Here is a 20,794-nt window from a genome sequence, read left to right as displayed (position 1 = left end):
TCACGACCCCTGGACCGTGATCTCCTGCACCCCCAGCTTGAAGCCACCCTCGGCCGGAGGCAGTTCGGTGATCCAGAACAGCAGGTACTGGTACTTCTTGTCCGCGTCGAAGCCGTTGAACGTCATGGTGGTGCCGTCGTGGTCCTCGAACGGCTGCCCGATGGCGGTCTTGTAGTTCGCGACCAACTGCTTGTCGCCGTCGGAACTCGGCGGCGGGTTGACAGTGCCGGCGAGGAGCTGGGCGGACGCACCGGTGGCGGAGAGCACCGCCTGCACCGACTTGACGGTGTGCGGCTTGCCGAGATCGAGCCAGACGCCCATGCCCTTCTTCAGGTTGCCGAAGTTGGGGCGGCGGTAGTAGGTGTTCGTCTCCCAGCCCTTGTCCTCGTCGCCGTCAATGATCTTGTCGGCGTCGCGGAGCTCATTGCGCTTCGTGCTGTCCGGGTCGATGATCCGGACGCCATTCACGGTCAACTTGCGCACCGTGGCGGCCGCCGGGGTGGCCTCGCCGGCCGGGGCGCTGGCGGTGGGAGCGGCCCCCGCGTTGCCCTGCGGGTCCTCGTCGTCGCCGCCCAGCGCGCTGATCCCGATCAGCAGACCGACCAGGGCGACCGCCAGCAGACCGGCGATGCCCACGGCGACCTTGCGACCGCCGGCCGCGGCCAGCGGGGACGGCTCGTCCTCGGTGTCGGCGGCGAACCGCAACGGCCCGCTGTTGTCGAGGTAGTGCTCCTCCTCGGCCGGCACGTCCAGCCGGGCCAACTCGGCGGCGAGCACGTCCGACGAGGGCGGGGCGATCTCCGCGTCGAGCAGGTCCATGGTCAGGTCGTCCAGGTACGCGGGCACCCCGGCCCGGACCTGGCGGGGCGCCGCGATGCCGCCGCTGGCGTCGCGGACCGCGTCCGGGATCGCGGCACGGCCGTGACCGGCGGTGGCGCCGTGCAGCGGCGCCTCGGCGTGCGGCCAGTAGCCGGTCAGGGCGAAGTAGAGGACCCCGCCGACCGCCCGGATGTCGTTCTCCTGGCTGTCGGCGCCGTCGGTGCGCGCGTCGGCCAGGACCACCCGGCCCTCGTCGCTGATCATGACGGTGCCGGGGTGCACGTTGCCGTGCACCATCCCGGTGGCGTGCACCGCGGCGAGCGCGCTCGCGACGGCGTTGCCGATCGCGGTGGCCCGGGCCGGGTCCAGCGGGCCCTCGGTCGCCAGGTCGCGCAGCGACTGCCCGTCCACCCACTCGCGCACCACGTACGCGCGCTCGGCCTCGTCGATCGCGTCGTAGACGCCGACCAGGTTGGGGTGGATGACCCGGCTGGCAGCGACGGCGGCCTGAAGCATCTCGGTGGCGGAGTCTCCACCCGGGTAGCGCAGCACCACCGCGACGGGGCGGCGCAGGATGACGTCGACCCCGCGCCAGACCAGCCGACCCGCGCTGTCGTTGTTGATGTGCTCGACCAGCTCGTACCGCTCGGCGAGGATTTCACCGGCCGTGGGAGCACCGAAGGTCATGACCGGCGGAGCGCTCTCGTCCGCCTCCTGACCCTCGCCGACCTGGGTCACCCGTCCTCCCTCGGTGATCGTGTCGATCGATGGACCCGCACTGCTGGGCATGTGGCTTCCCGCTCTGCCGTCGAAGGAACCGGCCGACCGGTGTCGACGCGCAGCGTCGGCGCCTGCCGTACCCGTCGAGAGCGACCTTACCCGGGTTGCCCGTCTCTCCGACATGTCATCTTCCCGCCGTACCCGGCGGGGTGCCGGCAGTCGGAGCAGTCGTCCGGTTACGACCGTTGTCAGCCACGTTGCTGGCACATGTACTAGCCAATCTACGGCTTCACCGCAAGTGACCGACGCCGGGGCCGGCCCGGGTTGATGCTCTCGTCAGCGGGCGTGTTCCCGACGATCGGACCGACACGCTCAGCCATACGGTCAGTTATCCACAGGCGAATCGGTGGCTGACCGGCGAATCGCGGGGTTATCCACAGGTGCATCCCCAGCCTGGTGATCTGCGGTAACGATCCGTGCAGGTACGACTTTCGTGTGTGGATGATCGCGCTCAGCGACCGATCCGGCGGCGGACCATGCCGACCACCTCGGTGATCTCCCCGATTCGCAGCACCATGGCCAGCCCCAGGTAGGTACCGCCGATCACCACGCCACCGATCACGAGCTGGACGATCGCCTCCGCCCGCGTCGGCGTGTCGTCACCCGGTAGCAGCTTGACCACCACGAGGCCGACCAGCGCCGCACCCAGCGCGGCCACCGCCACCCGGAGCAGGGTGCGCATGATCCGGCCCAGGCCGATCCGCCCCACCCGAGGACGGAGCAGCAGGGCGGAGCCGACGGCGGCGGCAAGGTACGAGACCGCGTTGCCGATCATCATGCCGCTGGCCGCGAAGCTCGCGGAGAACGCGGCGAAGAGAACGACTTGGAGCCCGGCCCGCAACGCCACCACCGGGATGTTGATCAGTGCCGGAGTTCGAGTGTCGGGTAGGGCGTAGAAGGCGAAGGTGAAGAGCTGACTGATCGCGAACGGCACCAGGGCGACCGCGGCGAAGAACAGCACCGGCGCCGTCGACCGGGCACCCGCGTCGTCGAACGCCCCGTACCGGAACAGGGTGAAGGCAATCGGCGTGGCCAGCACCGCGTAGCAGACCGCGATTGGCGCGAGTACCGCCGAGACGGTGCGGGTGCCCCGGGACAGGTCGGCGGCGACGTCGGCGTACCGGCCGTCGGCGGCGGCCGCGCTCATCCGAGGCATCAGCGCGGTGATGATCGAGACGGCGATGATGCCGTGCGCCATCATCAGCAGCAGGAACACGTTGTTGTAGATCAGCGGGCCGGCTGCCTTTTCGCCCGTCCGGCTCAGCAGGTTGAAGACCACGATCAGGCCGAGCTGGCTGACTGCGACGTAGCAGAACATCCAGGCGCCGAGCCGGCCCAGCTCACTCAGGCCCAGCGCGCGGAAGTCGAACCGGAAACGCCAGCGGAAGCCCACCTTGCGAAGAGCGGGCAGCAGCCCGATGGCCTGTGCGGCCACCCCAAGCAGGGTGCCCCCGCCGATCAGCAGGATCCGGCCCGGTGTCATCTCCTCCGGGGTGAGAACGTCAGTCCCGAAGATCAGCAGGTAGAGCCCAGCGGTGCCGATGACCACGACGTTGTTCAGGATCGGTGCCCACATCGGGGCCGCGAAGTGCCCCCGTGTGTTGAGAACCGCGCTGATCAATGCACTCAGGCCGGTGAAGAAGATCATCGGCAGCATCAGGAAGGCCAGCTTGGTTACCAGGTTGGAGTAGCCGGGCACCCCCTCATCGCTCGCGTAGAGCCACGTCAGTACCGGTGCGATGGCCACTGCCACCAAGGCGGCCGCCCCGAGCGTGATCACCGCGAGGGTGAGCAGCCGCTGGGTGTACGCCTGTCCGGCGTCGGCATCGGCCTTGCGCCGACGTACGAGCACCGGGATCAGCACGCTGGTCAGCACGCCACCGAGTAGGAACTCGTACACCATGCCCGGCAAGATCTGCGCGGTCGTGTACGCGTTGCCGATCGCCGAACCGAGCGCCGCCGTGATCGCCAGCGTGCGCAGGAAGCCCGTACCCCGGCTGACCAGGCTGCCGATCGCCATCACCGCGCTGTTGGTCGCGGCGCTCGCCTCGCCCACCTGCTCCTGCGGCGGCGCGGTCGACTCCATGGCCGGCTGGTTCAATGGCTCGGCGGAGATGAAGGTGGCACCGTCCCCCGGGCGTGCGCCGGGCCCGCCGTCGTGCGCGGCGTTCGCGCTGCGGTAGAGCCCGCCGCTCATCTCCAGCCTCCCAGGGGGTACGTCGAGCCGGGCACCGACCCGCACGTCACAGACCTTAGTCAACCGGTACCCGTTACCCGCGCCCGGCGGAGGGGATGCGGACCGGGCCCGATACGCTGGGGATCCCATGTCCGAAGCCTCCGCTCCCCACGCCGCCGACCGCCGCGAACTCACCGGCGCGCAGCGCAACGCCGTCGCCGAACTGCTCCGGGTCTCCCCGGTCGCCGACGAGTTGGGCCGCCGGTTCGTCCGTGCCGGTCACGAGTTGCACCTGGTGGGCGGTTCGGTGCGGGACGCGCTGCTCGGCCGCCTCGGGGACGACCTCGACTTCTGCACCGACGCGCACCCAGACGAGACGCTCCGGATCATCAAGGGCTGGGCCGAGTCGATCTGGGAGACCGGCCGGGAGTTCGGCACCATCGGCGCCCAGCGCGACGGCCTCCGGCTGGAGATCACGACCTTCCGCGCCGAGTCGTACGACCAGGTCACCCGTAACCCCGTGGTGGTCTACGGCACCAGCCTCACCGAGGATCTGCGGCGCCGGGACTTCACCATCAACGCGATGGCGGTCAGTGTGCCGGAGCACCGGTTCACCGACCCGCATGGCGGGCTGGACGACCTCGCGGCCAAGGTGATCCGTACCCCCGCCGATCCCCGCGAGTCGTTCGGCGACGACCCGCTGCGGATGCTGCGGGCCGCCCGGTTCGCCGCCCAGCTGCGCTTCGCCGTGCACCCGGACGTGCACGCGGCGATGAGCCGGATGGCCGCCGACCTGGACCGGATCACCGCCGAGCGGATCCGCGACGAGTTCACCAAGCTGCTCTGCGGGGCCGACCCGATCACCGGGCTGCGGCTGTTGGTCGACACCGGGCTGGCCGAGCGGTTCCTGCCGGAGCTGACCGGGCTCAAGCTGGAGATCGACGAGCACGCCCAGCACAAGGACGTCTACGAGCACACGCTGACGGTCGTCGAGAACGCGGTCTCCTTCGAGGAGGACGGCTGCGACTTCATCCTGCGGATGGCCGCCCTCATGCACGACGTGGGCAAGCCGGCGACCAAGGCGGTCGGGCCCGACGGCCGGGTCAGCTTCCACCACCACGAGGTGGTCGGCGCTCGGCTGACCAAGGCCCGGATGAAGGCGCTGCGCTACCCGAAGGACATCACCGCGAAGGTGACCGGGCTGGTCGCGCTGCACCTGCGCTTCTACGGGTACGGCCGGGGCGAGTGGACCGACTCGGCGGTGCGCCGCTACGTCGCCGATGCCGGTGACCTGCTACCGCGGCTGCACAAGCTGACCCGCTCGGACTGCACGACCCGCAACCGGCGTAAGGCCGCCCAACTCGGCGCGGACTACGACGCGCTGGAGGACCGGATCGTCCGGATCGCGGCCGAGGAGGACCTAGCCCGGGTCCGCCCCGACCTGGACGGCAACGCGATCATGGAGCTGCTGGGCGTACCGCCGGGTCCGGTCGTCGGCCGGGCCTGGAAGCACCTCAAGGAGCAGCGCCTCGAGCACGGCCCGCTGGACCGCGACGCCGCCGAGGCGGAGCTGCTGCGCTGGGCCCGCGCCGAGGGCCTGATCGACTGATGGGCGCCGCCCCCGACTCCGGGAGCGGCGCCCATCGGCGTACGGCGTCAGCGGGTCTCGACGGCCGTCCCGTCCACGGCCGCGGTGCCCTTGCCGGCCGCAGTGCCGTTGCCGCCGGCGCTGGACGCCGAGCCGAGCCGGGCCAGCAGACCAGCCAGGTCGATCCCGGTCAGGTCGCTGCCGAGCTGGAGCCCCTGGGCCACGTTGCCGGCCACCGACTTCGTCAGGGAGGACGCGCCGTCGGTGGAGATGACGGTCATCTTGTCGATCGCCCCGATCGGGGCGCTGGCCGCCTCCACCACCTGCGGCAGCACCTTGACCAGCAGGTCCAGCACCGCCGCCTCCCCGTACGCGGCGAACGCCTCCGCCTTGCGCGCCATCGCGTCCGCCTCGGCCCCGCCCTTCGCGAGGATGGCCGCCGCCTCGGCCTGACCCTCCCGCTCCACCGCCTCCGCGATCGCGGAGCGCCGGCGCTGCTCGGCCTCACCCTCCTTGGCGCCCTCGATCGCGTTCGCCTCGGCGAGCGCGGCCCGCCGGGCCCGCTCGCCCTCACCGGTGAGCCGTGCCTGTTCGGCGGAGGCCTGCGCGGCGGCGATGACCGACTGCCGCTGCGCGTCCGCGTGCAGCACCGCCGCGTTGCGGGCCGCCTCGGCCTCCTGCTCCACCTTGTACCGGGCGGCGTCGGCCGGCTTGCGCACCTCGGTGTCCAGCTGGCGCTGCTTGAGCTCGGCGTTGCGCTCGGCGACCTTCTGCTGCTCGGAGAGGATCGCCTGGTCCCGCTCCGCCTGGGCGAGCGGCCCGGCCGCCGCCGACTTCGCCTTCGCCGCGTCGATCTCCGCCTGGATGCCGGCCTGCTTGAGGGAGAGGTTCCGGTTCGCCTCGGCGATGGCCTCCTCGGCGAGCAGCCGCTCCTGCTCGGCCTGCTGCCGTGCCCGTGCCTCGGCGATCGCCGCGTCCTTGAGCACCCGGGCGGCCTCGGGCCGGCCCAGGTCCTGCAGGTAGGAGCCCTCGGCCAGGATGTCCTGGAGTTGGAACGTGTCCAGCACCAGACCCTGGTTGGTCATCGAGTGTTCGGCCTCCTCGGCCACCGCGCTGGCGAACGCCGCCCGGTCCCGGATGACCTCCTCGACGGTGAGCCGACCGACGATCGAGCGCAGCGCACCGGCGAGCACCTCCCGGGTGAAGTTGTCGATCTCGTCCTGTTGGTGCAGGAACCGCTGGGCGGCGGCCCGGATCGCGTCCTCGGTGCCGCTGACCTTCACGATCGCCACGCCGTGCAGGTCGGTGCGGATGCCCTGCTTGCTCACCGCGCCCCGGATGCCGACGTCGATCCGCCGGCTGGACAGGTCGAGCGACTGGAGTTTCTGCACCACGGGCAGCACGAAGACCGAGGCGCCCAGCACGACCTTCTGGCCGGACATGTCGGTCGACCGGCCGCCGTCGGCGGTCTGCGTGGTGCGGCCCTTGCGGCCGGTGACGATGAACGCCTCGTTCGGCCCGGCCACCTTGATCCGGGAGAGCACGAAGAACACCAGGATGAGGATGAGGAGGACGGCGCCGCCGATGGCGATTAACAGGGGCATGAAGGTGTCCAGTCTGCGAGGAGGTGTCAGTAGGTCTCGACGTGCACGCTGGTCTCGCTGAGCGCCTGCACGACGAAGACCTGGGCCCCGATCGGGATGGGTTGGTCGGCGCGGGCGTTGAGCTTGACCGGCTGGCCGGCGACGCGTACCCGGACCTCGCCGTAGCCGTCGGCGGGCACCGGGGTGACGACCAGGCCGAGTGCGCCGACCAGGTCGTCCCGGGTGGGGGTGGGGTCGGTGCGCATGTTCCGGGCCGCCCGGCTCAGCCGGGAGGCCAACCAGCCGGTGGGCACGGCGGCGACCAGGCCGCCGGCCGCGGCGCCCGCGATCATGCCGGGTGTACGCGCACCGAGCAGTTCGTTGACGATGGCCGCGCCGAACCCGAACGCCCCGGCGAAGCCGGCGACCGTCTCGATCGAGATCGGCCCGTCCACATCGGGGTGCCCGAACTGGAGCAGTTCGGTGCCGAGCAGGGCCAGCGCCAGCACTCCGACGCCGGCACCGCCGATGATCAGAAAGATGAGCGTCCCCGTGGCCACGACCTGCACGGTATCGATATCGCGCAACGTCGAAAGACCCGTTCGGGCGCGATGATGATCTACCGTCGCGGGTCGCCGGGACCGCGCGCCGCGGCGGATTCGGTCCGGGCGGCCGTGGAGTGGTGTTCGGCCCGACGCTGACGGCCCGGACGGCGAGGGCGTCCGCGTCAGGGAGAATGGGTGGATGCGCTGGACCGTGCTCGACTCACCGATCGGCGAGTTCTCCGTGGCCAACGACGGCGCGAGCGTCTGCGGCACGCACTTCGGTCGGGTCGAGGCGGCGGTCGACGAGCCCGACCACGCGTTGTCCCGGCAGGCCATCGCCGAGCTGCGGGCGTACTTTTCTGGTGACCTGACCGGGTTCACCGTCCCCGTGTCGATTCCCCGTGGGTCGGAGTTCGAGCGCGCGGTGTGGCGCGAGATGACCCGCATTCCGTACGGGGAGACGCTGACGTACGGCGAGGTGGCGCGCCGGGTCGGGGACGCCGGGGCGGCCCGGGCGGTGGGCGTCGCCTGCAACCGGAACCCGATCCCGGTCATCGTGCCGTGCCACCGCATCGTCGGTGCGGGTGGGCGGCTGGTCGGCTTCGGGGGTGGCCTGCCGCGCAAGGTGCACCTGCTGGAGCTGGAGGCCCGGGTGGCCCTGCAACGCGCCTGGTCCTGACCGGCCCCGCCCGGCCCGTTGCTGGAACGCGGCGAGGGCCGGTCCGTACGGACCGGCCCTCGCCGCGTTGATGCTCAGCGGGTCAGCGCTCGACCTCACCCGCGATGAACTCCTCCACGGCCTGGTGGGCGTCGTGGTCGGCGTACTGCACCGGCGGGGACTTCATGAAGTACGACGAGGCCGACAGGATCGGGCCGCCGATCTTCCGGTCCAGCGCGATCTTCGCGGCGCGGACCGCGTCGATGATGACGCCGGCGGAGTTCGGAGAGTCCCACACCTCGAGCTTGAGCTCGGCGTTGAGCGGGGTGTCGCCGAACGAGCGGCCCTCCAGGCGGATGTACGCCCACTTGCGGTCGTCGAGCCACGGCACGTGGTCCGACGGGCCGATGTGCACGTCGCTCTTGCTCATCTCGTGCGGGATCTGCGAGGTGACCGACTGGGTCTTCGAGATCTTCTTCGAGACCAGCCGCTTGCGCTCCAGCATGTTCATGAAGTCCATGTTGCCGCCGAAGTTGAGCTGGTACGTGCGCAGCAGCTCGACGCCGCGGTCCTCGAAGAGCTTCGCCAGGGCGCGGTGCACGATGGTGGCGCCGACCTGGCTCTTGATGTCGTCACCGACGATCGGCAGGCCGGCGTCCTCGAACTTCTTCGCCCACTCCGGGTCGGAGGCGATGAAGACCGGCAGGGCGTTGACGAACGCGCAGCCGGCGTCGATCGCTGCCTGGGCGTAGAACTTGGCGGCCTGCTCGGAGCCGACCGGGAGGTAGCAGACGACGACGTCGACCTGCGCGTCGCGCAGCGCCTGCGCCACGTCGACGGGGGTGGCGTCGGACTCCTCGACGATCTCGCGGTAGTACTGGCCCAGACCGTCGAAGGTCGGACCGCGCTGCACGCTGACGCCGGTCGGCGGCACGTCGCAGAGCTTGATGGTGTTGTTCTCGCTGGCGACGATCGCCTCCGCGAGGTCCATGCCCACCTTCTTGGCGTCCACGTCGAACGCCGCGACGAACTCCACGGCGGAGACGTGGTAGTCGCCGAAGGCGACGTGCATGAGACCCGGGACGCGGTCGTTCGGGTCGGCATTCCGGTAGTACTCGACGCCCTGAACCAGGGACGAGGCGCAGTTACCCACACCGACGATGGCGACGCGGACGGAGCCCATAGCGTCTGCCTCCTTCTTTTCTGTCACGGCCGCTCTTTCCTGGTCTCTCCAGGCGGAGGCGGGCTGTTGTCTTCTCGTCGGCCACCGGCCGTCCCGATGTTCGGGACCGTCGGGGCTCGGCCGGAGCGCTCGTTGGCGATGAGCTCCTCCAGCCAGCGGACCTCACGCTCACAGGCGTCAAGGCCGTGGCGCTGCAGTTCCAAGGTGTAAGCGTCGAGGCGCTCGGCCGCCCGGCCCAGCACGTCACGAAGCCCTTCGCGACGTTCCTCGATCTTGCGGCGGCGACCCTCCAGAATGCGCAGGCGGGTCGCCTGGTCGGTCCGGGCGAAGAACGCGAAGTGCACTCCGAAGCCCGTGTCGTCGTACGTCTCGGGCCCGGCCTGTGCGATCAGCTGGGCGAAGCGTTCCTTGCCTTCCGCGGTGATTTTGTAGACCACCCGACCTCGTCGGCTGGTCAGCGCGGGAACCTCCTCGGCGGTCGCGGGTGTCTCGGCGGCTTCGGTGATCCATCCCGCCGCCTGCAACCTGCGCAGGGTCGGATAGAGCGAGCCGTAGCTGATCGCCGCCCGGATCGCGCCGAGTTTGGCGGTCAGCTCCTTGCGCAGCTCGTAGCCGTGCATCGGAGACTCCTGCAGGAGGCCGAGGATGGCGAACTCGAGCACTGCGCCATCCCCTCTTTACCCCCGGCGCGGAGTGGTAACCGCCGCGATGTATCGGACCGATACATCGCACGTTAGCGGGTCGAGGATGTCAGGGCAAACCCCCGTTCCGGGATGCTGCCGTCACGGATCGTGACCGCGGTCGCCTGGTCGGGCCTGACCGCGTACCCTTCTCCGCATGCGTACGCAGCGCCAGGTCGTCGACTACTCGCTCCAGAAGCGAGCGGTGCTGCGTGAGCTCCTGGCCGGCCGGGTCGGCACGTACGACGTCTGCGACGCGTCGCCGTACCTGAAGAACGCCGCCCGGTTCCACGGCGAGCCGACCGATCTGCGCTGCCCCATCTGCCGCAGTGAGAACCTGACACTCGTCCACTACATTTACGGGGACGAACTCAAGCAGTCCGCCGGCCAGGCCCGGACATTGGCCGAGCTGCCCGTGCTGGCGATGACGCTGCGTGAGTTCCAGGTCTTCGTGGTGGAGGTGTGCCTCGGCTGTGACTGGAACCATCTCGTCGAGCAGTACCTGCTCGGCCGGGACGGTCTCACCGGCGAGGGCGACGGCACCAGCGAGCAGGACGCGGCGGGCGCCGGTGGCGCCGGCCGGCGGAGGCGAGAGGCGCAACGGTGATCTCAGCTGGTTCGACCGGCCCCGGGGCCGTAGACGCTACCCGGGACGGCCGACCGCTCGTTGGTCTGATTGGTCCGATTGATACTGCAATGACCTCGGTGAACCGGCACCCCCGTGCCGGCGTCCCGGGTGAAGCAACTCACGGCAACCCGGTGGCGGCGCAGTCGCGCCCCACCGCGACCGGCAGGGTGTGAGGAATGAACTCGTACGGCGATCCCAGTTCTGCGCGTGGGCGGGCCCAGTACCCGGGCGCGGACGACGCGTACCGTCGATCCGGCGGTGACTCCCGTGGGAGCGGATGGTCGGCCTCCGAGGCCGCGGCGTCCCCCGGTCGTGCCTCGGTGACACCGCGGGCCGCCGGTGGGCGGGCGTCGGTGGGTGGCTCGGCTGCGGTGCCGCCGCGCGGCGGTGCGGTCGCCGGATCCGCCTCGGTGGGTTCGGCCGGGCCGGGCCGGGCCGGGCGGGCGTCGGTGCCGGTGTCGCCGGCACCCGGCGTGGCCGCCGGTCGTGCTGGCGCGGGCCGGGCCTCAGTGCCCGTGTCCCCGGCGCCGGGCGCACCGGCCGGTCGTGCCACGGTCGGCGCCGCCTCGGCGGGCCGGGCCAGTGTGGGGTCGGCATCCGTTGGCGGCCGGGCCGCGGTCGCCAGGGCGAGCGTCTCACCGGTCTCCGGCGGCCCGGGTGGACCCGGCGGCCCTGGCGGGCCGAACGGTCCGGGTCGCGGTGGTCGGGGTGGTCGCGGTCCGGGTGAGCCGGCCGCGGCGGCCCGGGCGAAGAAGCGCAAGCGGATCAACCTGCTGATCGCCGGGTTCGCGGTCTTCATCATGCTCGCCGGCGTCGGCGTGGTCGGCTTCACCTACTACTCGACCAACGTGGTGCTGCCCGACGAGATCACCCCACCGCAGGCGACCACGCTGTACGCGTTCGACAACAAGACCCCCATCGCCAAGGTCGGCGATCAGAACCGCACCCTGGTCACCATCGACCAGATTCCGGAGTGGGTGCAGAACGCGGTGGCCGCCGCCGAGGACCGGAACTTCTACCGGCACTCCGGTGTGGACTACAAGGGCATCGCCCGGGCCGGCTGGAACAACCTCTCCGGCGGCGACAAGCAGGGTGCCTCCACCATCACCCAGCAGTACGCGCGCAACGCCTACGACAACCTGAAGGACGACACCTACGCCCGGAAGGTGAAGGAGGCGATCCTCGCCTCCAAGCTCAACGACGAGTACACCAAGCCGCAGATCATGCAGCACTACCTCAACGTGATCTATTTCGGCCGAGGCGCGTACGGCATCGAGGCGGCATCGCAGACCTACTTCGGCAAGTCGGTGAGCGCGCTCAAGCCCGACGAGGGCGCGGTGCTCGCCGCCCTGATCAAGCAGCCGGAGCCGAGCGCCACCCACCAGGGGTACGACCCGGCGATCAACCCGACCGCCGCGCAGGACCGCTGGAACTACGTGATCGAGGGCATGGTCAAAGAGGGTTGGCTGGGCGTGGCCGGCAAGCCGGAGCGGCCCGTCGCGTACCCGAAGAACATCAAGGCACCGAAGAAGGGCGGCATCGGAGTCGACTTCGGCGTCGACACGCCGTACGGCAACGTGATCAACTACGTCCGGGAAGAGATGCGGGACAGGGGCATCTGCGTCGACAAGGAGACGCAGGTGACCGAAACCAAGCCGCTCTGCTCCCAGGCGCTGATGGCCGGCGGTTACCGGATCCGCACCACCATCGACACCAAGGTTCAGAAGGCCGCGGTCGAAACAGCACAGCGCAAGTCCAAGGGCTCCGAGCTGGCAGGCCAGCCGAGCAACCTGATGGCGGCGGTGGTCGCGATCGACCCGAAGAACGGTCGGGTGCTCGCCTACTACGGCGGTGACAACGGCACCGGCACCGACTACGCCGGCAAGAACACCGACTCCACCGGGGCGATCAGCGGCGGTCACTCGCCCGGCTCGAGCTTCAAGATCTACACATTGGCGGCCGCGCTCAAGGCCGGCAAGGCGCTCGAGTCCCGATGGAAGGGCAAGGCCTTCACGCCGGAGGGCACCAAGTTCAAGGTCAGCAACGCCGGCGTCGACAACCCCTCCTGCGGCAACTCCTGCACGCTCAGGGTATCCACGCTCAAGTCGCTGAACGTGCCGTTCTACTACGTCACGGAGGAGATCGGCGCGGCCAAGGTCGTCGACATGGCCAAGCAGGCCGGCGTCACCACCATGTGGCGTACCGACACCAACCCGGCTAAGGCGTACGACCTGACCAAGGCCGACCCGGAGGACATCACCCCGGAGCCGTTCTTCAACGTGGTCGGCTACGGCCAGTACCCGATCACCGTGCTGGACCACGCCAACGGTGTGGCCACCTTCGCCAACGGGGGCGTCTACAACAAGGCGCACTTCCTCTACTCGGTGGAGAAGCAGAACCCGAACACCGGCAAGTGGGAGAAGGTGGCCAAGGGCAGCGAGAAGCTCGACTCCCAGCCGCGCATCGACAAGGACGTGGTGGCCGACGTGACGTCGGTGCTGAAGGACTACCCGGCCGCGGTCAACCACCGCCTCGACGATGGCCGCAAGGCCGCCTCCAAGACCGGCACCTGGGAACTCAAGGGCGACAGCTCCGACAACGGCGACGCCTGGATGATCGGCTACACGCCGCAGTTGGCCACGGCGGTCTGGGTGGGCAATGTGAAGGACCGGAAGCCACTCATCCTCAAGGACAAGCGCAAGGTCAGCGGTGGAAACCTCCCGGGTGACATCTGGGAGCGGTTCATGAACGAGGCGCTGAAGGGCAAGGACAAGCTCGACTTCCCGCCAGCGGCGAACATGGGCGAACCGGACTCCGGCAACGGTGAGGAGCCGCCCCCGCCCCCGCCGCCCCCGGGGGGCCTGCCGGGCCTGCCGGGTCAGCCGACATGTGACCCGCTGACCAATCCGTTCTGCACGCAACCTGGCGGCAACAACGGCGGCAACAACCCGCACGATCCCGGCCGACCCGGGACAGGCGGCAACGGCGGCGGGCTGCTGCCCGGCCTGCCACCGACCAACCGGGACTGACCCGCACCGCTGCACGACGCCGTCGCCGGCCGGACGACCTGTTCGGCCGGCGACAGCGTTTCCGTACCCGGATCCGCGCGCCGGGATGGGACGTGCACCCCGGTCGTACGGCAGGATGCCTCTTCATGAGCACCCAGTCGACGCCCGGCATCGACGACGCCGGAACCACCGACCACCCGTCCCGCTCCGACGGGTTCGTCCGCGGCATCTCCGGCGTGATCGGCGGGCCCCTGGGCGACCACGCGACGGCACTGGACCGGCCGGCCGGCCAGGAGCGCCGGTTCTGGACCGCCGTCCGGATCGTGCTGGCACTGGCCTGCCTCACGCTCGCTCTGCACTGGGTGCAGAAGTCGCCGTGCCAGGACGGCGCCTGGCAGAACAACACCCAGTACACCCGGTTCTGCTACACCGACGTGCTCGCCCTCTACTACGCCGAAGGGCTCAACGAGGGGAAGGTGCCCTACCGCGACCACCCGGTCGAGTACCCGGTGCTGACCGGCTACTTCATGGGGGCGCTGGGCCTGCCGGTGCACGCCCTCGGCGAGGGCGACCCGAGCATCAACCAGGGCCAGTGGTTCTACAACCTCAACGCACTGGTGCTGGGCGCGCTCGCGGTGGCCACGGTGGCGGTGATCCTCGCACTACGCCGTCGACGACCCTGGGACGCCGCGTTGTTCGCGCTCGCCCCGGCGCTGGTGCTCACCGCCACCGTCAACTGGGATCTGCTCGCCATCGGGCTGGCCGCGTTCGGCCTGCTGGCCTGGGCCCGGAAACGACCGGCGGTGGCCGGAGTCCTGCTCGGCCTCGCCGGCGCAGCGAAGCTCTGGCCGCTGTTCATCCTCGGTCCGATCCTGGTGCTGGCGCTGCGGGCCGCGCGGCTACGCGCCGCGCTCATCGCGGTCGGCAGCGCCATCGCCGCCCTGGTGCTGGTGAACCTGCACCCCGCGCTGGCGTACCGGGAGAACTGGGACCGGTTCTTCGAGCTGAACAGCACCCGACCCATCGACTGGGGCACGCTCTGGTACATCGGGCGCTACCTCGACGGCAAGGTCGGCGGCGACCCCGCCCGGCTCGGCCCGTTCGAGTGGCTGAACGTCAACATCCCCACCCTCAACACCATCTCGTACGCCCTGTTCGGGCTGGCCTGCCTCGGCGTGGCCGTTCTCGCGCTGCGGGCGCCGCGCCGACCGCGGCTGGCCCAGCTCGCCTTCCTGGTCGTCGCCGCGTTCCTCATTTTCAGCAAGGTCTGGTCCCAGCAGTTCGTGCTCTGGCTGCTGCCACTGGTGGTGCTGGCCCGCCCGAAGTGGGGCGCCATCCTGGCCTGGCAGTTCGCCGAGGTCTGCTACTTCGTCGCCTTCTACGGCGAACTGCTCGGTGCGGCGACCAGTCGACCGGTCTTCCCGGAGGGCGTGTTCGTGCTGGCCGCCACGTTGCGGCTGACCACTGTGGTGGTGCTCTGCGTGCTGATCGTCCGGGAGATCCTGCACCCGGAGCTGGACGCGGTGCGGGCCACCTACCCGGACGACCCGGACGGCGGCGTGCTCGACGGCGCCCAGGACGTGTCATGGCGGGAGCGCTGGCGGCACCTGCGGGCGGTGGTCACGCAGGCGGCCCGCCGCCTGACCCGACGGCCCGGCGCAAGACGGGTCAGAGCCGGTAGACTACGGCTCCGTCGATCTCCTGTCGGGTGATGCCGAGCGAGTCGACCGGGGCGTCGATCGTGATCTCCCACGGCGTCCCGGCGACCTGCCCGCGTAGCAGCACCACCGTGCGGACGCCGAGCGTTCGCAGGTAGTCGGCGCTGGTCTGGTCGGGGAACGACTGAGTCACCCGGCGGACGTCGTCGAGCTGGCGCGGGGTGAAGCCGCTGCCGCCGTTCACCACGTCCGGGAACCGGCTGGTGGACCAGAGCATCACGTGCTGGTCCAGGCTCTGGTTGCTGGGCAGCACCAGCAGCGGCCCCTCCACCGTGCGCAGCGCGGCCGGTTGGGTCGGCACCACCGGATGCGGGGTGGTGTTCAGGCCCTCGACGGCGACCAGCAGCAGCGGCAGCAGGGTGGCCAGGCGCAGCCACGGCCCCGGCCAGGACGGGATCCGCTGCGCGGCCAGCTCGCGGACCCGTTCGGTGAGGGCGGTGACCGCGCCCGCGGCGAGCAGGGCGAGCAGCAGCGTGGTCCAGAGCATCAAACGGCCCGGGGTACGCAGCGCGTTCCAGCCCGGTGCGTGCTCGAAGAGCGGGACGTAGGTGAAACTGCCGTCGAAGAAGCGGGTGCCCATCGCGAAGGCCATGGTCACCAGCACCCCGACGAGCAGCAGCAGCCGGTGCCGCAGCCGCCAGACCGAGAAGAACAGCCCGCCGGCGGCCAGCGCGTAGAGCACGAAGCCCGGCAGCAGGGTCATCTCCGGGTGCCACGGCAGTGCCGCTCGGGCGCCCTCGTGCAGCCCGCCCCAGATCCGCGACTCCGCGGGCGCGGTCACGAAACCGGACGCCGGCGGCGAGAAGATGCTGATGTCGCCGATCGTGCGCTCGGCGTACGGGTGCAGCTGGGTGACCTTGAAGTACGGGATCGCCATCAGCAGACCCACCCCGGCGAAAAGCATCCCGCCGACCAGGTTCGCGACGAGCATCCGGCGGCCGAACGGCGGGGCCTGGCCGGTGCGGAGCCGCCGCGCGTAGAAGAGAACGACCGCGACCAGCATCGCGCCGGCCAGGAAGTACGCGAACGGCAGACCGATGCCGAAACCGAGGCTCAGTTGCCAGGCCGCGACCAGCCAGCCGGCGTAGACCCAGCCGTCGTGCCGGCGCTCGGGCCGGTAGCCGTGCCGCAGCGACCAGCCGTGCCCGCGCGCCAGCATGGCCAGCGCCAGCGGGATCCCGCCGTTGGAGAGCACGTGCAGGTGCCCGGCCTGGGCCAGCAACCACGGCGCGTAGGTGTAGGCGACGCCGGCGACCGCGGCGCCGATCCGGCCCGCGCCGAGCTGCCGGGCCAGCGCGTACGCCCCGAGGGTGGCGAGGGCGTGCGCCAGCACGAACATGATGTTGTAGCGCAGCACCGCGTCCTCGGGGCCGCTGCCGAGCATCCCGGCCGGGGCGTAGCCGAGCAGGGTGTCGGAGAACGCGAAGCTCCACAGCTCGGGGAAGAACGTGTTGGACTGCCACAGGCGCGCCGGCTCGGTCAGCAGGATGTGCCCCGACCAGGCCATCTGCCAGGCCTGCAGGCTGGGGTCCCAGTAGTCCTGCGGAAGGGTGTAGCGCGGGTAGCGCAGCGTCGGCCAGGTCATCAGCACGGCCAGCGCCAGCGCGCCGAGGCTCGCCAGAGTCCACTCGTGGATCAGGAACCAGCCGACGGCGCGCGCCGCCCGGCTGAGCAGGGAGGGCACCGGCTCCGGCGCGGAGGCGAACGCCTCCCAGCGCTCGGATCCTGTGGATCCTGCCGACTTCGCTTCGCCATCGGTCTTCACCGGACCGCCGGCGTCGTCACCCTTCTCACCCTCGGCCTTTTCGCCCCCGGTCGTGTCGCTGCCCTTGGCCGCATCGTCCTTGGTCGCGCTGTCCCTGTCCGTGCCGCCCGTCGTCGCGCCGTCCTTGGTCGCGCTACCCGTGGCCGTGGCGTCCTTGCCCACGCTACCCGTGGCCGTGGCGTCCTTGCCCACGCTGTCCTTGGCCGTGGCGTCCTTGCCCGTGCTGTCCTTGGCCGCGCCGCCCGTGACCGCGCTGTCCTTGGCCGTGGCGCCCGTGACCACGCGGTCCTTGGCCGCGCCGTGCTCAGCGCCGTCGCTTCCCGCGGGGCTGGACCGGGGGCCGTCGTTCTTGGGGGTGGCGGCTCTCGTGCCGTCGTCCGTGGTGGCGCTGGCCGTCGTACCGTCGCTCCGGACCGGGCGGTCCTGGCCGGCAGCGGAGGCCGTGGTGTCGGAGCCCGTGGCGGCGGTGCGCGCCGCCGGGGTGGGGGTGTCCGCGGCGGCCGGGGTCGCCGGCCGGATCCTGGCGTCCCCGATGGGGGTGGGCCGGGCGCTCCCGGTCCCGGGCTGGCCGGTCGTCATGCTGCCGTGCTCTCCGTCCCGAGCTGCTGGCGGAGGAAGTCGATGTCGGCGGCCTGGCCGGGGACACCTCCCGGAGTCTCGACGACCACCGGCGCCCCGGCCGCCCGGATCACCGCCACCACCAGCTCCGGGTCGATCGTCCCGCCGCCCAGGTTGTCGTGCCGGTCCTGGCCGGAGTTGAACCCGCCCTTGGAGTTGTTGGCGTGCACCAGGTCGATCCGCCCGGTGATCGCCTTGACCCGGTCGACCAGGCCGAGCAGCTCCTCGCCACCGGCGTACGCGTGGCAGGTGTCCAGGCAGAAGCCGACCTCGTGGTCGCCGATGGCGTCCCAGAGGCGGGCCAGCGCGTCCAGCCGGCGGGCGCACGCGTTGTCGCCACCGGCGGTGTTCTCGATCAGGACGGGGACGCCGAAGCCGCCGGAGTCGGCCGCGTACGCGAAGGTCTTGCGCCAGTTGTCGAAGCCCACGGCCAGATCGTCCCCGGCGTTGACGTGCCCACCGTGGACGATCAGGCCCTTGGCGCCGATCGCGGCGGCCGCGTTCGCGTGCCCGAGCAGCAGCTTGCGGCTGGGGATCCGGATGCGGTTGTTGAGGGTGGCCACGTTGATCACATACGGCGCGTGCACGTAGAGGTCGACCTCGGCCGCGCGCAGCCGCTCGGCGTCCTCCCGAGGCTTGGGCGCCTTCCACCCCTGCGGGTCGGAGAGGAAGAACTGCACGGTGTCGGCGGACCGAGCGGCCGCCTCCGCCAGCGGGTCGGTCGAATCGACGTGGGCTCCGATACGCATGCGAGCGAGCCTACGTCGCGGCGCCGACAGGTGGGGCGACCGGCCGGTGCGGTGTCGCCGTCAGCGCGTCACCGAACGGACCGACGATCGTTGATGGGATGGAGTCGGCGGCCAGCGCCGGTGCCGTCGGTGGCGCGAACGCCGCGTACGGCAACCGGTGGTCGACGGACCGACAGCGAGGTCACCCCCGCCGCGCGGCCCGGCGTGGCGGGGGCGGCCCCCTCCGCACATCAGATCCGACCGATGAAGAATCTCGGAAATTTGTGCTTTTTCCCCCGACAAGGTACGAGAGCCGTTGTATCGTCAGATAACAACACGATAAAGCTCCGCGGGGCGTCTTCGGTCCAACCTCATCGGTGTGGTCGTTCCTCCCCAGGTCCCACCCAAGGAATGCGGACGGGACGCCCCGCGGCCTCGTTGACGGGGGTCCACCACCGGCCGGTAACGGTCCGGACGGTGGGCCCCCGTCGGCACGTCCGGGCGTTGGCCCTACCACCACAGGCATGATCGTCCGGACCGGCTATCCTGGTCAGGTTGTCCGCGTCCGGCCGGGTTCCCCCGGTACGTGCGGGCAGCGACGCACGACCTCCTGCCACGGAAGGACCGTGGCCGCTTAGCCCACAGGAGGTGAGCACGTCTTGCGTCATTACGAAGTAATGGTGATCCTCGACCCCAGCCTCGAGGAACGCACCGTCGCCCCGTCGCTCGACACGTACCTGAACGTGATCCGGACCGCGGGTGGCTCGGTTGAGAAGACCGACGTGTGGGGCCGCCGGCGCCTCGCGTACGAGATCAACAAAAAGGCCGAGGGCATCTACGCCGTCGTCGACCTGCAGGCCACGCCTGCCGCGGTGGCCGAGCTGGACCGTCAGCTCCGGCTCAACGAGTCCGTGCTGCGCACCAAGGTCATCCGGCCGGAGATGCGCTAAGCATTCAACCCGGTTCGCCCGGATCAGCCTCCGCGGCTCTGTCATACGGCTCTGCGAGCCTGTACGACGAGACGCTGAGTGCGCGAGGAGATGGTCATGGCAGGAGACACCACCATCACGGTCATCGGCAATCTGACCGATGACCCCGAGTTGCGGTTCACCCCCTCCGGGGCAGCGGTCGCCAAGTTCCGAGTCGCCTCGACGCCCCGTTTCATGGACAAGGCGTCGGGCGAGTGGAAGGACGGCGAGCCGCTGTTCCTCGCTTGCACCGTCTGGCGGCAGGCCGCCGAACACGTCGCCGAGTCGCTGCAGCGCGGCGCTCGGGTGATCGTGTCGGGCCGGCTCCGGCAGCGGTCCTACGAGACCCGCGAGGGTGAGAAGCGCACCGTCATCGAGCTTGAGGTCGACGAGATCGGCCCGTCGCTGCGCTACGCCACGGCGAAGGTGCAGAAGATGTCCCGCTCCGGCGGTGGCGGCGGCGGCTTCGGTGGCGGTAGCGGCGGCGGTGGTGGTCAGGGTGGCGGCGGAGGCAACTTCGACGACCCCTGGGCTTCGGCCGCACCCTCTCCCGCGCGTGCCGGTTCGGGCGGCAACTTCGACGAGGAGCCTCCGTTCTAATGGCGCCGAGCGCCCGCGATCGCAAACCAGGAGCACGTGCAATGGCCAAGGCTGCGGCACTTCGCAAGCCGAAGAAGAAGGTGAACCCGCTCGACAAGGACGGGATCACCTACATCGATTACAAGGACACCGCGCTGCTGCGCAAGTTCATCTCCGACCGCGGCAAGATCCGCGCTCGGCGGGTGACCGGCGTGACCTCGCAGCAGCAGCGGCAGATCGCCCGTGCGGTCAAGAACGCCCGTGAAATGGCGCTCCTGCCGTACACGGCTACCACCCGCTGAGAGGAGGCACCGATATGAAGATCATCCTGACTCAGGAAGTGTCCGGCCTCGGTGCCCCGGGCGACATCGTCGAGGTCAAGGACGGCTTCGGCCGTAACTACCTGCTGCCGCAGGGCTTCGCGATCGCCTGGACCAAGGGCGCGGAAAAGCAGGTCACGGTCATCAAGCGGGCCCGCTCGGCCCGCGAGATCCGCGACCTCGACCACGCCACCGAGGTCAAGGGTCAGCTCGAGGGTCTCAAGGTCAACCTGAAGGCCCGCGCTGGCGACGGCGGTCGGCTCTTCGGCTCGGTCACTTCGGCCGAGATCGTCGACGCCGTCAAGGCCTCCGGCGGCCCGGTCCTCGACCGGCGTCGGCTGGAGGTGCCCGGTCACATCAAGTCGACCGGCACCTACCCGGTGAAGATCAAGCTGCACCCCGAGGTGACCGCCTCGTTCAACCTGAACGTCGTTCAGGGCTGACACCAGC

General features: G+C 70.5%; 18 protein-coding genes. 9 read left to right on the top strand and 9 right to left on the bottom strand.

What is annotated here, in order from left to right; translation table 11 throughout:
- On the bottom strand, nucleotides 1–1,608 hold the full coding sequence (locus BUS84_RS23195) for a protein kinase family protein (protein WP_074315542.1): 1,608 nt from the start codon (nucleotides 1,606–1,608) through the stop codon (nucleotides 1–3).
- 442 nt (nucleotides 1,609–2,050) lie between these two features.
- On the bottom strand, nucleotides 2,051–3,796 hold the full coding sequence (gene murJ / locus BUS84_RS23190; protein WP_074315540.1) for a murein biosynthesis integral membrane protein MurJ: 1,746 nt from the start codon (nucleotides 3,794–3,796) through the stop codon (nucleotides 2,051–2,053).
- Between the two features lie 127 nt (nucleotides 3,797–3,923).
- On the opposite strand from murJ, the gene BUS84_RS23185 reads away from it, so the two are divergent.
- Nucleotides 3,924–5,384, top strand: a complete 1,461-nt coding sequence (locus BUS84_RS23185; RefSeq protein ID WP_074315538.1) for a CCA tRNA nucleotidyltransferase — start codon at nucleotides 3,924–3,926, stop codon at nucleotides 5,382–5,384.
- Between the two features lie 47 nt (nucleotides 5,385–5,431).
- Here the strand turns inward: BUS84_RS23185 and BUS84_RS23180 are convergent, their stop codons facing one another.
- Nucleotides 5,432–6,967 carry a flotillin family protein gene (locus BUS84_RS23180; RefSeq protein ID WP_074315536.1) on the bottom strand — a complete coding sequence of 512 codons (1,536 nt, stop codon included), beginning with the start codon at nucleotides 6,965–6,967 and terminating at the stop codon, nucleotides 5,432–5,434.
- A gap of 26 nt (nucleotides 6,968–6,993) precedes the next feature.
- Nucleotides 6,994–7,515: a hypothetical protein gene (locus tag BUS84_RS23175; RefSeq protein WP_208869911.1), complete on the bottom strand. Its 522-nt coding sequence runs from the start codon at nucleotides 7,513–7,515 to the stop codon at nucleotides 6,994–6,996.
- Between the two features lie 175 nt (nucleotides 7,516–7,690).
- Between BUS84_RS23175 and BUS84_RS23170 the strand changes: the two genes are divergently transcribed.
- Entirely contained in the window at nucleotides 7,691–8,170 is a 480-nt protein-coding gene (locus tag BUS84_RS23170; protein WP_074315530.1) for a methylated-DNA--[protein]-cysteine S-methyltransferase, read from the top strand.
- Nucleotides 8,171–8,252: 82 nt separating this feature from the next.
- Here BUS84_RS23170 and BUS84_RS23165 read toward each other — a convergent pair whose 3' ends face one another.
- Together BUS84_RS23165 and BUS84_RS23160 are read right to left on the bottom strand one after the other, a co-directional pair.
- Complete coding sequence (locus BUS84_RS23165) at nucleotides 8,253–9,332, bottom strand: inositol-3-phosphate synthase (protein ID WP_074315528.1); 1,080 nt, start codon at nucleotides 9,330–9,332, stop codon at nucleotides 8,253–8,255.
- Nucleotides 9,333–9,355: 23 nt separating this feature from the next.
- Nucleotides 9,356–9,994 carry a PadR family transcriptional regulator gene (locus BUS84_RS23160; protein ID WP_074315526.1) on the bottom strand — a complete coding sequence of 213 codons (639 nt, stop codon included), beginning with the start codon at nucleotides 9,992–9,994 and terminating at the stop codon, nucleotides 9,356–9,358.
- A 175-nt stretch (nucleotides 9,995–10,169) separates the two neighbouring features.
- On the opposite strand from BUS84_RS23160, the gene BUS84_RS23155 reads away from it, so the two are divergent.
- Entirely contained in the window at nucleotides 10,170–10,619 is a 450-nt protein-coding gene (locus tag BUS84_RS23155) for a DUF5318 domain-containing protein (RefSeq protein WP_074315524.1), read from the top strand.
- 139 nt (nucleotides 10,620–10,758) lie between these two features.
- Here BUS84_RS23155 and BUS84_RS40140 read toward each other — a convergent pair whose 3' ends face one another.
- Nucleotides 10,759–11,193, bottom strand: a complete 435-nt coding sequence (locus BUS84_RS40140; RefSeq protein WP_244298704.1) for a hypothetical protein — start codon at nucleotides 11,191–11,193, stop codon at nucleotides 10,759–10,761.
- A 31-nt stretch (nucleotides 11,194–11,224) separates the two neighbouring features.
- Here BUS84_RS40140 and BUS84_RS23150 point away from each other — a divergent pair, with 31 nt between their 5' ends.
- Nucleotides 11,225–13,669 carry a transglycosylase domain-containing protein gene (locus tag BUS84_RS23150; RefSeq protein WP_244298702.1) on the top strand — a complete coding sequence of 815 codons (2,445 nt, stop codon included), beginning with the start codon at nucleotides 11,225–11,227 and terminating at the stop codon, nucleotides 13,667–13,669.
- 125 nt (nucleotides 13,670–13,794) lie between these two features.
- Nucleotides 13,795–15,360 carry a glycosyltransferase family 87 protein gene (locus tag BUS84_RS23145; protein ID WP_084757565.1) on the top strand — a complete coding sequence of 522 codons (1,566 nt, stop codon included), beginning with the start codon at nucleotides 13,795–13,797 and terminating at the stop codon, nucleotides 15,358–15,360.
- Here the strand turns inward: BUS84_RS23145 and BUS84_RS23140 are convergent.
- Nucleotides 15,317–17,710 (bottom strand): hypothetical protein, encoded by a 2,394-nt coding sequence (locus BUS84_RS23140; RefSeq protein WP_074315520.1) that lies wholly within the window; start codon nucleotides 17,708–17,710, stop codon nucleotides 15,317–15,319. The genes BUS84_RS23145 and BUS84_RS23140 overlap by 44 nt on opposite strands.
- Nucleotides 17,707–18,498, bottom strand: a complete 792-nt coding sequence (locus BUS84_RS23135) for a deoxyribonuclease IV (RefSeq protein WP_074315518.1) — start codon at nucleotides 18,496–18,498, stop codon at nucleotides 17,707–17,709. Before BUS84_RS23135 ends, BUS84_RS23140 begins: the two co-directional genes overlap by 4 nt.
- 638 nt (nucleotides 18,499–19,136) lie before the next feature.
- Here BUS84_RS23135 and rpsF point away from each other — a divergent pair.
- From rpsF to rplI, 4 genes are all read left to right on the top strand, one after another.
- Nucleotides 19,137–19,427 (top strand): 30S ribosomal protein S6, encoded by a 291-nt coding sequence (gene rpsF, locus BUS84_RS23130; RefSeq protein WP_074315517.1) that lies wholly within the window; start codon nucleotides 19,137–19,139, stop codon nucleotides 19,425–19,427.
- Between the two features lie 78 nt (nucleotides 19,428–19,505).
- Nucleotides 19,506–20,045, top strand: a complete 540-nt coding sequence (locus tag BUS84_RS23125; RefSeq protein WP_172899022.1) for a single-stranded DNA-binding protein — start codon at nucleotides 19,506–19,508, stop codon at nucleotides 20,043–20,045.
- A 41-nt stretch (nucleotides 20,046–20,086) separates the two neighbouring features.
- Nucleotides 20,087–20,326, top strand: coding sequence for a 30S ribosomal protein S18 (gene rpsR, locus BUS84_RS23120; protein WP_013289355.1), 240 nt, complete (start codon nucleotides 20,087–20,089; stop codon nucleotides 20,324–20,326).
- Nucleotides 20,327–20,340: 14 nt separating this feature from the next.
- On the top strand, nucleotides 20,341–20,787 hold the full coding sequence (gene rplI / locus BUS84_RS23115) for a 50S ribosomal protein L9 (RefSeq protein WP_074315514.1): 447 nt from the start codon (nucleotides 20,341–20,343) through the stop codon (nucleotides 20,785–20,787).
- The last annotated feature ends 7 nt before the right edge of the window (nucleotides 20,788–20,794 follow it).

Source organism: Micromonospora cremea, from assembly GCF_900143515.1.
In the GTDB taxonomy this organism is placed as follows: Bacteria; Actinomycetota; Actinomycetes; order Mycobacteriales; family Micromonosporaceae; genus Micromonospora; species Micromonospora cremea.
The sequence above is the reverse complement of the archived record's forward strand: the minus strand, read 5'-3'. Positions and strand labels throughout refer to the sequence as shown.

What these genes read in the sequence shown, in the direction of transcription:
- murJ (WP_074315540.1), bottom strand. Translation starts at nt 3,796, where the DNA reads ATGAGCGGCGGGCTCTACCGCAGCGCGAACGCCGCGCACGACGGCGGG.
- BUS84_RS23135 (WP_074315518.1), bottom strand. Translation starts at nt 18,498, where the DNA reads ATGCGTATCGGAGCCCACGTCGATTCGACCGACCCGCTGGCGGAGGCG.
- BUS84_RS23195 (WP_074315542.1), bottom strand. Translation starts at nt 1,608, where the DNA reads ATGCCCAGCAGTGCGGGTCCATCGATCGACACGATCACCGAGGGAGGA.
- rpsR (WP_013289355.1), top strand. Translation starts at nt 20,087, where the DNA reads ATGGCCAAGGCTGCGGCACTTCGCAAGCCGAAGAAGAAGGTGAACCCG.
- BUS84_RS23145 (WP_084757565.1), top strand. Translation starts at nt 13,795, where the DNA reads ATGAGCACCCAGTCGACGCCCGGCATCGACGACGCCGGAACCACCGAC.
- BUS84_RS23180 (WP_074315536.1), bottom strand. Translation starts at nt 6,967, where the DNA reads ATGCCCCTGTTAATCGCCATCGGCGGCGCCGTCCTCCTCATCCTCATC.
- rplI (WP_074315514.1), top strand. Translation starts at nt 20,341, where the DNA reads ATGAAGATCATCCTGACTCAGGAAGTGTCCGGCCTCGGTGCCCCGGGC.
- BUS84_RS23155 (WP_074315524.1), top strand. Translation starts at nt 10,170, where the DNA reads ATGCGTACGCAGCGCCAGGTCGTCGACTACTCGCTCCAGAAGCGAGCG.
- BUS84_RS23185 (WP_074315538.1), top strand. Translation starts at nt 3,924, where the DNA reads ATGTCCGAAGCCTCCGCTCCCCACGCCGCCGACCGCCGCGAACTCACC.
- BUS84_RS23165 (WP_074315528.1), bottom strand. Translation starts at nt 9,332, where the DNA reads ATGGGCTCCGTCCGCGTCGCCATCGTCGGTGTGGGTAACTGCGCCTCG.
- BUS84_RS23140 (WP_074315520.1), bottom strand. Translation starts at nt 17,710, where the DNA reads ATGACGACCGGCCAGCCCGGGACCGGGAGCGCCCGGCCCACCCCCATC.
- BUS84_RS23170 (WP_074315530.1), top strand. Translation starts at nt 7,691, where the DNA reads ATGCGCTGGACCGTGCTCGACTCACCGATCGGCGAGTTCTCCGTGGCC.